Source organism: Curtobacterium sp. Leaf183 (assembly GCF_001424385.1).
In the GTDB taxonomy this organism is placed as follows: domain Bacteria; phylum Actinomycetota; class Actinomycetes; order Actinomycetales; family Microbacteriaceae; genus Curtobacterium.
Window position 1 is genome coordinate 158,782 of sequence record NZ_LMPO01000006.1, and the last position, 14,491, is coordinate 173,272.

Here is a 14,491-nt window from a genome sequence, read left to right on the forward strand (position 1 = left end):
GGTAGGCTTGGTGACCGTGTCAGAACCTCTCGAGATCAGCGAATCGGCCGTCGCCGACGCGGTCGACGCGGCCCTCGCCGCAGTCCGTGCCGCCACGACGGTCGCCGAGCTCAAGCAGGCCCGAGCCGAGCACACGGGCGAGCAGTCGACGCTCGCGCGCATGAACGCCTCCATGCGCAGTGTCCCGCCCGAGCAGAAGGCCCAGGCCGGCAAGCTCGTCGGTCAGGCCCGCGGCCGCGTCAACGGTGCGATCACCGACCAGGAATCGGTGCTCGCCGTCGCCGAGGAACGCGCACGACTCGACGCCGAACGCGTCGACGTCACCGCGTTGCCGTCGACCCGGACCCCGGGCTCGCGGCATCCGCTGTCGCTCCTCAACGAGACCGTCGCCGACATCTTCGTCGGCATGGGGTGGGAAGTGGCAGAAGGCCCCGAGCTCGAGCACGAGTGGTTCAACTTCGACGCGCTGAACTTCGACCAGGACCACCCCGCGCGGGCGATGGCCGACACGATCTTCGTCGAGCCCGTCGACCGCCACCTGGTCATGCGCACGCACACCTCCCCGGTGCAGGTGCGCTCCCTGCTGTCGCGTGACCTGCCGCTCTACGTGATCGCCCCCGGGCGGGTGTACCGCGCCGACGAACTCGACGCCACGCATCTGCCGGTGTTCACCCAGGTCGAGGGCATCGCCATCGACAGGGGCCTCACGATGGCGCACCTGCGCGGCACGCTCGAGCACTTCGCCCGGCAGATGTTCGGTGCCGAGGCGCAGATCCGTCTGCGTCCGAACTACTTCCCGTTCACCGAGCCCTCCGCCGAGATGGACGTGTGGCAGCCGAACGCCAAGGGCGGCGCGCGGTGGGTCGAGTGGGGTGGCTGCGGCATGGTCAACCCGAACGTCCTGCGCTCCGCCGGCATCGACCCCGACGAGTACCAGGGCTTCGCGTTCGGCATGGGCATCGAGCGGACGCTCCAGTTCCGCAACGGCCTGAACGACATGCGTGACTTCCTCGAGGGCGACATCCGCTTCTCGCAGCAGTTCGGAACGGTGGTCTGATGCGCGTCCCACTCCGTTGGCTCGGCGAGTCCGTCGACCTGCCTGATGACGTCACGCTCGAGCACGTGCACGCGGCACTCGTGTCGGTGGGCTTCGAGGAAGAAGCCGTCCACACCTTCGACCTCACCGGGCCCGTCGTGGTCGGCCGGGTGCTCGAACGGGACCCCGAGCCGCAGAAGAACGGCAAGACCATCAACTGGTGCCAGGTGGACGTCGGCGAGCCCGAGCCCCGCGGCATCGTCTGCGGCGCGCACAACTTCGACGTCGGCGACAAGGTCGTCGTCACGCTGCCCGGCGCCGTGCTGCCCGGCCCGTTCCCGATCGCTGCCCGCAAGACCTACGGCCACGTGTCCGACGGCATGATCGCCTCGGCGCGTGAGCTCGGTCTCGGCGACGAGCACGACGGCATCCTCCGCTTCGCCGACCTCGGCATGGACCCCGACGTCGGAGCGGACGCGATCGCGCTGCTCGGCCTCGACGACGCTGCCGTCGAGATCAACGTCACGCCCGACCGCGGCTACGCGATGAGCCTGCGCGGCGTCGCCCGCGAGTACGCGCACGCCACGGGTGCGTCCTTCCACGACCCGGCGGACCGGGTCCCCTCGCACCAGGCCGAGGGCTTCACCGTGACCATCGCGGACGACGCACCGATCCGGGGCCGCGTCGGTTCGAGCACCTTCGTCACCCGCGTCGTCCGTGGCATCGACGCGACCCGACCGACACCGGCATGGATGGTGTCGCGTCTGTCGCTCGTGGGTGTGCGCTCCATCTCGCTGCCGGTCGACATCACCAACTACGTGATGTTCGAGCTCGGCCAGCCGCTGCACGGCTACGACCTCGCCACGGTCGTCGGCGGGCTCGGCGTCCGTCGGGCGACGGCGGGGGAGACCCTGACGACGCTCGACGACGTCACCCGCACCCTCGACCCCGAGGACCTCGTCATCACCGACGACCAGGGCCCCGTCGGGCTCGCCGGCGTGATGGGCGGCGCGCGCACCGAGATCACGGCTGCGACCACCGACGTGCTGATCGAGGCCGCGGGCTTCGACCAGGTCTCGATCGCGCGCACCGCCCGGCGCCACAAGCTCCCGAGCGAGGCGTCCAAGCGCTTCGAACGCGGTGTCGACCCCCGCGTGGCGGAAGCCGCAGCGAACCGCGCCGTCGCGCTCCTCGTCGAACTCGCCGGCGGCACGGCGGACTCCCTCGGCTCGACGCTCGTCGACACCTCGGAGCGTCCCGCGGTCCCGATGCGACTGTCCCGCCCGTCCGAGCTGATCGGCGTCGAGTACACCGACTCCGAGGTCATCGACACGCTCCGCGCCATCGGGGCCGCGGTCGACACGGACGGCGACCAGCTCCGGGTCACCCCGCCGACCTGGCGACCGGACCTGACCGACGACACGACGCTGGTCGAGGAAGTGGCCCGCATCGTCGGGTACGACCGGATCCCGAGCGTCCTGCCGGTCGCGCCGCCCGGACGCGGTCTCACGGCGCACCAGCAGGCGCGTCGTCGCGTCGCCGCCGCACTCGCTGCCGACGGCCTCGTCGAGGTGGTCACGGCGCCGTTCGTGTCCGTCGCGACGACCGCCGCGTACCAGGGGATCGACCCCGCCGGCGGGCCGGCCGTGGTGCTGGCGAACGCGCTCGACAGCGAGCAGAACCTGCTCCGCCGCAGCGGTCTGCCGGCCCTGGTCGACGTCGCGCGTCGCAATACTTCGCGCGGGCTCGTCGATGTGGCGGTGTACGAGACCTCCCGGGTCTTCCTGCCGACCACCGACACCGAGCTCGGCACGTCCGACGTCCCGGTCGGTGCGGCGCGCCCCGACGCCGAGCTCCTGGCGGACCTCGACGCAGCGCTGCCCGCGCAGCCGTTCCACGTGTCCGCGCTCCTCGTCGGGCACCGCCTGGCCAAGCAGCCGGGCGTCGCACCCGAGCCGTACGGCATCGCGGACGCCCTCGACGTCGCGCGCACCGTCGCGTGGGCGGCGGGTGCCGAGCTGACCGTGGCGCAGACGTCGCATCCGTCGCTCCACCCGGGTCGAGCCGCGTCCCTGCTCGTCGGCGGGACGGTCGTGGGCGTCGCGGGTGAGCTCCTGCCCGAGCTCACCGCCGCGTCGGACCTGCCGCGCGTCGTGTCCGTCGTCGAGATCGACCTCGACGCCGTGATCGCAGCCGTGCCCGAGTCAGTGTCGGTGGCGCCGATCGTGTCCTACCCGGCTGCCACACAGGACCTGTCCCTCGTGGTCGGTAGCGACGTGCCGGCGGGGGACGTGCTCGACGCCGTCCGCGCTGGCGCCGGAGAGCTCTTGGAGTATGCTCGGCTCGTGGATGACTACCGGGGCTCCGGCGTGGACGAGGGACAGAAGTCCCTGACGTTCGCGCTGCGCTTCCGTGCCACGGACCGCACCCTGACCGCTGCCGAGGCCTCCGTGGCCCGCGACGGCGCCGTCCGACGTGCCGGCGAGCGATTCGGGGCGACCCTGCGCGACTGATCCCCCTGGGACAGCACCGCACGGGGCCGCCGCCTCCGATCCTCGACGAATCGTCCGACCAAAGGTGGAATCCCATGTCCGTATCCGTCGCCGTGGCGGGAGCCAGCGGCTACGCAGGCGGTGAGCTGCTGCGCATCCTGTCGGCTCACCCCGAGTTCGACGTCCGGACGGTGACCGCGTTCTCGAACGCGGGACAGCCGCTCATCTCGACACAGCCGCACCTGCGCTCGCTCTCGCACCTGACGCTCGTCGAGACGACGGCCGAGCACCTCCGCGGACACGACGTGGTCTTCCTCGCCCTGCCGCACGGCCAGTCCGGAGCGGTCACGGCGCAGCTGGACGACGACACCCTCGTGGTGGACTGCGGGGCCGACCACCGGCTGACCGATCCGGCCGCCTGGGAGGCCTTCTACGGCGGCGAGTACTTCGGTGCCTGGACCTACGGCCTCCCCGAGCTCCTGCACGGCGCACCCGCTCCGGGTTCCGCTGACGAGTGGCGCGACGTCGACGACATCGTCGAACAGAGTCGCCAACGCTCCGAGATCGCCGCGACGAAGCGCATCGCCGTCCCGGGCTGCAACGTGACGGCCATCACGCTCGGCATCCAGCCCGGGGTGCAGGCCGGTCTGGTCGAGGCGGACGACATCGTCGCCGTGTTGAGCGTGGGCCCCTCGGGCGCGGGCAAGAAACTCGCCCCGACGTACCTCGCCGCCGAGATCATGGGTTCCGCCAGCGCGTACGCGGTCGGCGGCACCCACCGGCACGTCCCCGAGATCCAGCAGAACCTGCACGTGGCCGGGGCCTCGGACGTCTCGATCTCGTTCACCCCCGTGCTCGTGCCGATGGCGCGGGGGATCCTCGCCACGACGACCGCCAAGCTCGCGCCGGGCGTCAGCGCCCGTGACGTCCGCCTCGCCTGGGAACAGGCATACGCGGACGAGCCGTTCGTCCACCTGCTGCCGGAGGGCGAGTTCCCCCGCGTCGCCGACACGATCGGGGCGAACACCGCGCTCGTCGGCATCGCCGTGGACGAAGCCGCGGGCCGGGTCGTCGCGATCAGCGCGCTCGACAACCTCGTCAAGGGGACCGCCGGCGCCGCCGTGCAGTCGGCCAACATCGCCCTGGGGTTCCCCGAGACCCTCGGCCTCAGCGTGGACGGAGTCGCACCGTGACCGACGCAACGAACGGGGCGGACGCCCCCACGGACCTCCAGTCCGTCAGCGACGCCGAGGGCGTGACCGCAGCCGCGGGCTTCCGCGCCGCCGGCGCGACCGCCGGACTCAAGGCGAGCGGCACACCCGACGTGGCCCTCGTCGTGAATGACGGCCCGCAGGCCGCGGTCGCCGCGGTCTTCACGAGCAACCGCGCCCAGGCCCACCCGGTGATCTGGTCGCGTCAGGTCGTCGGCGACGGCGTCGCCAAGGCCGTGTTCCTGAACTCGGGCGGCGCGAACTGCTTCACCGGGGCCTTCGGCTTCCAGACCACGCACCTGACCGCCGAAGCCGTCGGCGAGTCCCTCGGGATCGGTGCCGGCGACGTCGTGGTCTGTTCGACCGGTCTGATCGGCCGTGGCGACCAGACCTTCCGCGACCACGTCCTGCACGGTGTCGCGCTCACGACGGACGCGCTCTCCGAGACCGGGGGCCCGGACGCGGCCGCGGCGATCATGACGACGGACACGCGGGCCAAGCAGGCCTCGGTCTCCGAGGACGGCTGGACCGTCGGCGGCATGGCCAAGGGTGCCGGCATGCTCGCGCCGGGCCTCGCCACCATGCTGGTCGTCATCACGACGGACGCGCTCCTCGACGCCGAACAGCTCGACCAGGCGCTCCGCGCGGCCACCCGCGTGACCTTCGACCGGGTCGACTCGGACGGCTGCATGTCGACGAACGACACGGTCGTGCTGATGTCCTCCGGCGCCTCGGGTGTGACGCCCGAGGTCGGCGACTTCCAAGAGGCGCTGACGGCTGTCTGCGCCGACCTCGCGCGGCAGCTCCAGCAGGACGCCGAGGGTGCCAGCCACGACATCGCAATCCACGTGGTCGGCGCCGTGTCCGAGGACGACGCCGTCACCGTCGGGCGCAGCGTCGCCCGCAACAACCTGTTCAAGGCCGCGGTGTTCGGCAACGACCCCAACTGGGGCCGGGTCCTGGCGGCGATCGGCACGACGGACGCCGAGTTCGACCCGTACGCGGTCGACGTCTCGATGAACGGCGTCCGGGTCTGCCACGACGGCGCGCCCGACCGCCCGATCGACGAGGTCGACCTGACGCCGCGTGACACCGACGTGCTCATCGACCTCGGGGTGGGGCCGTTCGCGGCGACCATCCTGACGAACGACCTGACGCACGACTACGTCCACGAGAACAGCGCGTACTCCAGCTGATGGCCGCCGGAGACGCCCTGTCGAAACAGGAAGAACACGAGTTCGCTGCCGTCAAGGCCGCCACCCTGATCGAGTCCTTGCCGTGGCTGAAGCGCTTCTCGGGCAAGATCGTGGTCGTCAAGTTCGGCGGCAACGCGATGGTGAACGACGACCTCAAGCGCGCGTTCGCCGAGGACATGGTCTACCTGCGCTACGCGGGTCTGCACCCGGTCGTGGTGCATGGCGGCGGACCGCAGATCTCCGCCGCGCTCAAGGAGCAGGGCATCCAGTCCGAGTTCCGCGGCGGGTACCGCGTCACGACGACCGAGGCGATCACCGTCGTCCGCGACGTCCTGGCCGGCGAGGTCAACCGCGAGATCGTCGACCTGGTGAACGAGCACGGCGCCGGCCTCGGCGTCGGTGTGTTCGGTGACGGCGGCTCGCTGTTCACCGGCGAGAAGAAGGGCGTCGTCGTCGACGGCGAGCACTTCGACCTCGGCCACGTCGGGGACATCACGCACGTCGACCCGTCGGGCGTGCTCGACGCGATCCGCGCCAACCAGATCCCGGTCGTCTCGAGCATCGCGATCGACGACGCGCACCCGGACCAGGCGCTCAACGTGAACGCGGACGCTGCCGCTGCGGCGCTGGCGATCGCGCTCGGCGCCTCGAAGCTCATGATGCTCACCGACGTCCCCGGGCTGTACCGCAACTGGCCCGACCGCGACTCGATCATCGACCTCATCGCGGTGGAGGAACTCCGCGGACTCCTGCCGACGCTCGAGTCCGGGATGATCCCGAAGATGACCGCGTGCCTCGACGCCGTGGTCGGCGGGGTGGGAGGCGCGACGATCATCGACGGCCGGATCCCGCACTCGATCCTGCTCGAGGTCTTCACGCTCCGCGGCGCCGGCACCGAGGTCATCCCGGACCCGAGCCGCCGCACCGAGAACCAGAACACCCACGCCGAGATCGGCCGACGCGGACCCGCGAGCCCGATCCAGCACCCGTCCGACGACAACGACGACACGAAGGGGAACGCACGGTGACCACCGAGACGCAGACCGCAACCTGGAACGACCGGTTCGGGGCGTCGCTCATGCGATCCCTGACGCCGCCGAAGATCATGCTCGAGCGCGGCCAGGGTTGCCGGGTGTGGGACGTCGACGGCAACGAGTACCTCGACTTCCTGGCCGGCATCGCGGTGAACTCCCTCGGGCACGCGCACCCAGCGCTCGTCGAGGCCATCGCCGACCAGGCCGCCAAGCTCGTGCACGTGTCGAACTACTTCGCCACGCCGCCGCAGCTCGAACTCGCGGAACGCCTCAAGCGCATCTCGGGCGCGGGCGACGCTGGCCGCGTGTACTTCGGCAACTCCGGTGCCGAGGCGAACGAGGCGGCGTTCAAGCTCGCGCGGCTGAACCGCGGCGCCGACGGTCGCAAGACCCGCATCCTCGCGCTGCAGCAGGCGTTCCACGGCCGCACGATGGGTGCCCTCGCCCTCACCGGCAAGCCGGCCCTGCAAGAGGACTTCCTGCCGATGATCCCGGGCGTGGAGCACATCGAGACCTCGGTCGCGGCGCTCGAGCACGCGATCGACGACACCGTCGCAGCGATCATCATCGAGCCGATCAAGGGCGAAGCCGGCGTCGTCGACCTGCCCGAGGGCTTCCTGGCTGCCGCACGTCGCCTGACCGAGGAGCACCACGCGCTGCTGATCCTCGACGAGATCCAGACGGGTGTCGGCCGGACCGGCTCGTGGTTCGCCTTCCAGCAGCAGGGGGTCGTCCCCGACGCCATCACCGTGGCCAAGGGCATCGCCGGTGGCTTCCCGATCGCCGCGCTCGTCACGTTCGGCTGGGCGTCCGACCTGTTCTCGGCCGGACAGCACGGGTCGACCTTCGGCGGCAACCCGCTGGGCACCCGCGTGGCCAACGCCGTGCTCGAGGAGATCGAGCGCGCTGGACTCGTCGAGTCCGCGGTCACCAAGGGCGAGCGCATCCGTCACGGCATCACGGCGATCGGTTCGCCGCTCGTCGCCGAGGTCCGTGGGAGCGGGCTGCTCATCGGCGTCGGGCTGCACCGCCCCGCCGCGGCCGCGATCGCCGCGGCGGCACTCGAACGCGGCCTGATCGTCAACGCCCCGAACGAGTCGAGCCTGCGGATCGCACCGCCGCTCATCGTGTCCGACGCCGAGATCGACGAGTTCCTGTCGATCCTCGCCCAGAGCATGGCGTCCGTCGAGGACGCCCACCAGGAGACCTCCGCATGACCCGCCACTTCCTCCGTGACGACGACCTGAACCAGGCTGAGCAGTCGGCGATCCTCGACCTGGCGGTCGCGATGAAGCGCGACCGCTGGGGGTCGAAGCCCCTCGCGGGACCACAGAGCGTCGCGGTCATCTTCGACAAGTCGTCGACGCGCACGCGGGTGTCCTTCCACGTCGGCATCAGCGACCTCGGCGGCAGCCCGCTCATCATCTCCACCGCCAACAGCCAGCTCGGCGGCAAGGAGACCCCCTCCGACACCGCGCGTGTGCTCGAGCGCATGGTCTCGGCGATCGTCTGGCGCACCTACGGCCAGGCCGGGCTCGAGGAGATGGCCGAGGGCACCACGGTCCCCGTCGTCAACGCGCTGTCCGACGACTTCCACCCGTGCCAGCTGCTGGCCGACCTGCTCACCATCCGCGAACACCGCGGCGAGCTCGCCGGCCAGACGATCGCGTTCGTCGGCGACGGCGCGTGCAACATGGCGCAGTCCTACTTGCTGGCGGGGGCGACTGCGGGCATGCACGTGCGGATCGGCGCACCGGCCGAGTTCAGCCCCTCGGCACAGGTCGTGACCGACGCCGAGCACCGTGCCGCCGAGACCGGCGGGTCCGTCCTGGTCGTGACCGACCCGGTGGCCGCAGTCGCCGGGGCGGACGTCGTCGTGACCGACACCTGGGTCTCGATGGGCAAGGAAGACGAGAAGCAGCAGCGACTCGACGTCTTCGGGGACTACCGCGTCGACGACGCGATGATGGCCCACGCTGCCGACGACGCCGTGTTCATGCACTGCCTGCCCGCCGACCGCGGCTTCGAGGTCACCGCCGACGTGATCGACGGCCCGCGCAGCATCATCTGGGACGAGGCGGAGAACCGGCTGCACGCGCAGAAGGCCCTCCTCGCCTGGCTCCTCGCGGCGAACAACGCGACCGCCGCGGCGAACACCGCGACCGCCGCGGCGAACACCGCAGCGGCGAACACCGCGGCTCCCGCGCCCGCGAACCACTGACACCCACACCCCCTTCGAAGGAGATCCCATGGCAGACCGCGTCGTACTGGCGTACTCCGGAGGCCTCGACACCTCCGTCGGCATCGGCTGGCTCAAGGACGCCACCGGCAAGGACGTCGTCGCCCTGGCGGTGGACGTCGGCCAGGGTGGCGAGGACATGGACGCCATCCGCCAGCGCGCGCTCGACTGCGGCGCGGTGGAGTCGATCGTCATCGACGCGAAGGACGAGTTCGCGGACGACTACCTCGTGCCCGCCCTCAAGGCGAACGCGCTGTACCAGAAGCGCTACCCGCTGGTCTCCGCGCTGAGCCGCCCGCTCATCGCGAAGCACCTCGCCCTGACGGCGAAGCAGCTGGGCGCCGACAGCGTCGCGCACGGCTGCACCGGCAAGGGCAACGACCAGGTCCGCTTCGAGGCCGCCGTCGCCGCGATCGCGCCCGACCTGACGAGCGTCGCCCCGGTCCGCGACCTCGCGCTGACCCGCGACAAGGCGATCGTCTACGCGCAGGAGCACGACCTGCCGATCCTGCAGAGCAAGAAGTCGCCGTACTCGATCGACCAGAACGTCTGGGGCCGCGCGGTGGAGACCGGGTTCCTCGAGGACCCGTGGAACGCCCCGATCGAGGACCTTTACGCCTACACGCAGGACCCGGCCATCGCTCGCGACGCGGACGAGGTCACGATCACCTTCGAACAGGGCATCCCGGTCGCCCTCGACGGGCAGCGCTTCAGCGTGCTGCGCATCGTCCAGGAGCTGAACGCCCTCGCGGGCAAGCACGGCGTCGGACGCATCGACGTGGTCGAGGACCGTCTCGTCGGCATCAAGTCGCGCGAGGTCTACGAGGCCCCGGCCGCGATGGCGCTCATCGCCGCGCACGAAGAGCTCGAGAGCCTGACCCTCGAGCGCGACGTCAACCGCTACAAGCGGGGCGTCGAGTCGGAGTGGGCCGACCTGGTCTACGACGGCCTGTGGTTCGGCGGCCTCAAGCGCAGCCTCGACGCCTTCATCGACGACACCCAGCAGTACGTCTCCGGTGACATCCGTCTGCAGCTGCACGGCGGGCGCGCGACGGTCACGGGTCGCCGCAGCGAGCAGTCGCTGTACGACTTCGACCTCGCGACGTACGACACGGGCGACACGTTCGACCAGTCGCTCTCGAAGGGCTTCATCGAGATCTGGTCGCTCCCGAGCAAGATCTCAGCGCGCCGCGACCTGGCGAACTGAGACGGGGCGGGTGGCGGACCGCACGGTCCGCCATCCGCACCGGATGGGACACCCACTGGCACCGGCCGGGAGGCCCCACCCACCTCCGCCACGGACCGCACGACCCACGCGCACGCACCACCACCGCCGTGGTCGCGGTCCAGACCGACCACCGACACGACGCAGGACTCTCATGACGGACGCAAACGGAGCCTCCTGGCCCGACCCGCAGCCCACCAAGGCCGACGCGACCAACCAGGGCGCCCTGTGGGGTGCCCGGTTCGCCGACGGGCCGAGCCCGGAGCTCGCCGCCCTGTCGCGGTCGACGCACTTCGACTGGCAGCTCGCGCCCTACGACCTCGCCGGTTCGCGTGCCCACGCCCGGGCGCTGCACACGGCGGGGTACCTGTCAGCCGACGAGCTCGCGCAGATGCTCGCGGGCCTCGACCGGCTCGACGCCGCGCACGCCGACGGATCGCTGCTGCCGTCCGACTCCGACGAGGACGTCCACGGCGCCCTCGAGCGCCTGCTGATCAACGACCTCGGGCCGGAACTCGGCGGCAAGCTCCGCGCGGGCCGCAGCCGCAACGACCAGATCGCCACGCTCGGCCGCATGCACATGCTCGACCACGGGCGTCGCATCGGGCGGCTCGTGATCGACCTGGTGGACGCCGTCAGCCAACAGGCGAGCGAACACCCGGCGGCGATCATGCCCGGACGCACCCATCTGCAGCACGCCCAGCCCGTCCTGCTCGCGCACCACCTGCTCGCGCACGCCTGGCCGCTGGTCCGCGACCTCGAGCGGCTGCGTGACTGGGCGGGTCGGGCGAGCGTCAGCCCGTACGGTGCCGGCGCCCTCGCGGGCAGTTCCCTCGGGCTCGACCCGACGGCGATCGCGCACGAGCTGGGCTTCGAGCGCCCGGCCGAGAACTCGATCGATGCCACCGCGGGTCGCGACACCGTCGCCGAGTTCGCGTTCGTCCTCGCGCAGATCGGCATCGACATCTCGCGGCTCGCCGAGGAGGTCATCCTCTGGAACACCAAGGAGTTCGGCTTCGTCCGGCTGCACGACGCGTTCTCCACCGGGTCGAGCATCATGCCGCAGAAGAAGAACCCGGACATCGCCGAGCTCGCCCGCGGCAAGTCCGGCCGGCTCATCGGCAACCTCACCGGCCTGCTCGCGACGCTCAAGGGGCTGCCGCTGGCCTACAACCGCGACCTGCAGGAGGACAAGGAGCCCGTCTTCGACTCCGTCGCCACGCTCGAGGTCCTGCTGCCGGCGTTCACGGGCATGATCGCCACGCTGACGTTCGACACCGACCGGATGGCCGAGCTCGCCCCGCAGGGCTTCTCGCTCGCGACCGACGTCGCCGAGTGGCTCGTGCGCCAGGGGGTGCCCTTCCGCGACGCCCACGAGGTCTCCGGCGCCCTCGTCCGCTACTGCGAGCAGCGCGGCATCGAGCTCGACGACCCCACGGACGACGAGTACGCACAGGTCTCCGAGCACCTGACCCCCGACGTCCGCGCCGTGCTCACGATCGAGGGCAGCGTGTCCTCGCGCCGGGGTGTCGGAGGGACCGCGCCCGACCGGGTCGCTGAGCAGCTCGCCGGGCTGACGCAGCGCGTGCACGACCTGGCCGCCGGAGCCCCGTTCTCGCGGTGAGCGACGGGCTCCTCGCGCTCCTGGCCGAGCCGGCGCCGCGGAGCGCTCCGGCGCTCCTCGGCGCGATGCTCACGGGCAAGGGGGTCACCCTCCGGATCACCGAGGTGGAGGCCTACTTCGGTCCCACCGACCCGGGGTCGCACGGACACCGCGGCATGACGGAGCGCAACAAGCGGCTGTTCGGACCGCCCGGCACGCTCTACGCCTACCGCTCGTACGGCATCCACACGTGCGTCAACGTGGTGAGCGCGCCCGAAGGGACGTCCTCGGGGTCGCTCCTGCGCGGCGCCGCGGTGGTCGAGGGGGTCGACGTCGCGCGGTCCCGGCGTGGTCCGACCGTGTCCGACGTGCAGCTCGCCCGGGGACCGGGCAACCTCGGACAGGCCCTCGGCGCGGTCCTCGGCGAGGACGACGGCACCCCGCTCGTCGGCGGCCCCGGCCCGTACGCGCTCATCCTGGCACTCGGTCTGGAGGCCCGGCTCGCCACCGCGGGAGTCGCTGCGGTCCTCGACGAGCTCGCGTCCGACCCCGGGATCCTCCGGACGCCGCGCACCGGAGTGGCCGGCATCGCCGGCGGGGCGGCCTTCCCATGGCGGTTCGCCCTGCGGGGCGAGCCGACGGTCTCGACCTACCGTCGTCACCAGCGCGCGGTGGACTGAGCGATCGGCACCGCGCCTCCCGGTCGACCTCGGTGGATCCGTCGTCGCCGCTACGATGGCGGGGTGTCCAGTGATACCGCTCCCGACGTCCTGACGCGCCAGCAGAACGACCCCACCTTCGCCTCGGTGTGGGACGAACTGCGCTGGCGTGGTCTGGTGCAGGTCTCGACCGACGAGACCGCACTGCAAGAGGCCCTCGACGGCGAGCCCATCACGTACTACTGCGGGTTCGACCCCACGGCGCCGTCCCTGCACTGCGGCAACCTGCTGCAGCTGTTGACCATGCGTCGGCTCCAGCTGGCCGGGCACAGGCCGCTCGCACTCGTGGGCGGGTCGACCGGGCTGATCGGGGACCCGCGACCAACCGCCGAGCGCACGCTGAACACCCGCGAGACCGTGTCGTCCTGGGTGAGCCGCCTGCAAGAACAGGTCTCCCGGTTCCTCAGTCCGGACGGCGACAACGGGGTCCGCCTGGTGAACAACCTCGACTGGACGCAGCCGATGTCCGCGATCGACTTCCTCCGCGACGTCGGCAAGTACTTCCGCGTGAACTCGATGCTCAAGAAGGACGCGGTCGCGGCGCGGCTGAACTCCGACTCCGGGATCAGCTACACCGAGTTCAGCTACCAGATCCTGCAGGGGATGGACTACCGCGAGCTGTTCCGGCAGTACGGGTGCACGTTGCAGACGGGTGGCTCCGACCAGTGGGGCAACCTGACCTCGGGCACGGAGCTGATCCGCCGGGCGGAGGGCGCGACCGTACACGCACTCGGCACGCCACTCATCACGAACTCCGACGGCACGAAGTTCGGCAAGAGCGAGGGCAACGCGATCTGGCTCGACGCCGAGATGACCTCGCCGTACGCGCTGTACCAGTTCTGGCTCAACACGGCTGATGCCGACGTCGTCCCGCGGTTGCGCGAGTTCACGTTCCTGTCCCGCGCCGAGGTCGAGCGGCTCGAACGGGCGGTCGCTGACGAGCCCTTCCGTCGAGAAGCGCAGCGGACCCTGGCGTTCGAGGTGACGTCGCTCGTCCACGGGGTCGGAGCGACCCAGGCGGCGATCGACGCGTCGGCGGCCCTCTTCGGCAACGGGGACCTCGAAGCACTCGACGCGCCGACCCTGCGCGCCGCGATCGCGGAGCTGCCGGGCTCGGTGTCGCTCCCGCCGGATGCCGACCTGGCGAGGGCCCTCGTCGAGACCGAGCTGGTGAAGTCCCTCGGTGAAGCCCGACGCGCGATCGACCAGGGCGGGGTCTACGTGAACAACGCCCGTGCCGCCGACGCGACCGCGGCCCTGTCCGACCTCGCCCTGCCCGGGGGAGTGCTCGTGCTCCGCCGTGGCAAGAAGACCCTCGCCGGCGTGACCCTCACCGCCTGACGACCACCCGCCCGAGGCCCGGTTCTCCCCTGTGAGCGCCGGGCTTCGTCGCGTTCGGGAGTCGCTGTTGCACGATGCGACACGCCCGGGATCTGGCCTGGCTTGGCGCTCCGGCCGATCCGCCCGTAATGTTTCCTCTCGTCACCCCAAAGGTGCGGCGGAGCGGCTGGAGCGAAAGCCCAGAGCACGTCGGCCCTCAAGCGGGACCATCCTCCACTGAAGATCTGCTTCGGCCTTGCGCTGGACGGCTTCGACGCCTAGGATGACTACTCCACCGGTTCTCTCCTACGGGATGAGCCACTGGACCACTCGGTCCGACGACATCGGTGGTGACCAAGAACGAATGCCTCTCTGGCGGAACCTCTGACGGGGTCGAGCGGGGAGTGCGTCTGGTC

At 71.1% G+C, this 14,491-nt stretch carries 11 protein-coding genes; all 11 read left to right on the forward strand.

Annotation, left to right across the window (positions count from 1 at the left end):
* The first annotated feature begins 16 nt into the window (after positions 1-16).
* The 11 genes from pheS to tyrS all read left to right on the forward strand — a co-directional run bounded on the left by pheS (position 17) and on the right by tyrS (position 14,096).
* Complete coding sequence (gene pheS, locus ASG04_RS04285; protein ID WP_056120866.1) at positions 17-1,057, forward strand: phenylalanine--tRNA ligase subunit alpha; 1,041 nt, start codon at positions 17-19, stop codon at positions 1,055-1,057.
* Positions 1,057-3,549 carry a phenylalanine--tRNA ligase subunit beta gene (gene pheT / locus ASG04_RS04290; protein ID WP_056120825.1) on the forward strand — a complete coding sequence of 831 codons (2,493 nt, stop codon included), beginning with the start codon at positions 1,057-1,059 and terminating at the stop codon, positions 3,547-3,549. Before pheS ends, pheT begins: the two co-directional genes overlap by 1 nt.
* Before the next feature lie 74 nt (positions 3,550-3,623).
* Positions 3,624-4,721, forward strand: a complete 1,098-nt coding sequence (locus ASG04_RS04295) for an N-acetyl-gamma-glutamyl-phosphate reductase (protein WP_056120827.1) — start codon at positions 3,624-3,626, stop codon at positions 4,719-4,721.
* A gap of 62 nt (positions 4,722-4,783) precedes the next feature.
* Complete coding sequence (gene argJ, locus ASG04_RS04300) at positions 4,784-5,935, forward strand: bifunctional glutamate N-acetyltransferase/amino-acid acetyltransferase ArgJ (RefSeq protein ID WP_056120869.1); 1,152 nt, start codon at positions 4,784-4,786, stop codon at positions 5,933-5,935.
* On the forward strand, positions 5,935-6,963 hold the full coding sequence (argB, locus tag ASG04_RS04305; RefSeq protein WP_082517805.1) for an acetylglutamate kinase: 1,029 nt from the start codon (positions 5,935-5,937) through the stop codon (positions 6,961-6,963). The genes argJ and argB overlap by 1 nt, the downstream gene beginning before the upstream one ends.
* Before the next feature lie 50 nt (positions 6,964-7,013).
* A complete protein-coding gene (locus tag ASG04_RS04310; protein WP_235515434.1) occupies positions 7,014-8,186 on the forward strand; it encodes an acetylornithine transaminase in 1,173 nt (390 codons plus the stop codon).
* Positions 8,183-9,190: an ornithine carbamoyltransferase gene (gene argF / locus ASG04_RS04315; RefSeq protein WP_235515432.1), complete on the forward strand. Its 1,008-nt coding sequence runs from the start codon at positions 8,183-8,185 to the stop codon at positions 9,188-9,190. Before ASG04_RS04310 ends, argF begins: the two co-directional genes overlap by 4 nt.
* Before the next feature lie 28 nt (positions 9,191-9,218).
* Positions 9,219-10,415, forward strand: coding sequence for an argininosuccinate synthase (locus ASG04_RS04320; RefSeq protein ID WP_056120831.1), 1,197 nt, complete (start codon positions 9,219-9,221; stop codon positions 10,413-10,415).
* A 172-nt stretch (positions 10,416-10,587) separates the two neighbouring features.
* The gene (argH, locus tag ASG04_RS04325; RefSeq protein WP_056120833.1) at positions 10,588-12,057 is read left to right on the forward strand and encodes an argininosuccinate lyase; all 1,470 of its coding nucleotides are present in this window, start codon (positions 10,588-10,590) and stop codon (positions 12,055-12,057) included.
* On the forward strand, positions 12,054-12,716 hold the full coding sequence (locus ASG04_RS04330) for a DNA-3-methyladenine glycosylase (protein WP_056120835.1): 663 nt from the start codon (positions 12,054-12,056) through the stop codon (positions 12,714-12,716). The genes argH and ASG04_RS04330 overlap by 4 nt, the downstream gene beginning before the upstream one ends.
* 63 nt (positions 12,717-12,779) lie before the next feature.
* Positions 12,780-14,096, forward strand: coding sequence for a tyrosine--tRNA ligase (gene tyrS / locus ASG04_RS04335; protein ID WP_056120837.1), 1,317 nt, complete (start codon positions 12,780-12,782; stop codon positions 14,094-14,096).
* Positions 14,097-14,491 lie beyond the last annotated feature (395 nt).

What these genes read in the sequence shown, in the direction of transcription:
- pheT (WP_056120825.1), top strand. Translation starts at nt 1,057, where the DNA reads ATGCGCGTCCCACTCCGTTGGCTCGGCGAGTCCGTCGACCTGCCTGAT.
- ASG04_RS04295 (WP_056120827.1), top strand. Translation starts at nt 3,624, where the DNA reads ATGTCCGTATCCGTCGCCGTGGCGGGAGCCAGCGGCTACGCAGGCGGT.
- argB (WP_082517805.1), top strand. Translation starts at nt 5,935, where the DNA reads ATGGCCGCCGGAGACGCCCTGTCGAAACAGGAAGAACACGAGTTCGCT.
- ASG04_RS04310 (WP_235515434.1), top strand. Translation starts at nt 7,014, where the DNA reads ATGCGATCCCTGACGCCGCCGAAGATCATGCTCGAGCGCGGCCAGGGT.
- argF (WP_235515432.1), top strand. Translation starts at nt 8,183, where the DNA reads ATGACCCGCCACTTCCTCCGTGACGACGACCTGAACCAGGCTGAGCAG.
- ASG04_RS04320 (WP_056120831.1), top strand. Translation starts at nt 9,219, where the DNA reads ATGGCAGACCGCGTCGTACTGGCGTACTCCGGAGGCCTCGACACCTCC.
- argH (WP_056120833.1), top strand. Translation starts at nt 10,588, where the DNA reads ATGACGGACGCAAACGGAGCCTCCTGGCCCGACCCGCAGCCCACCAAG.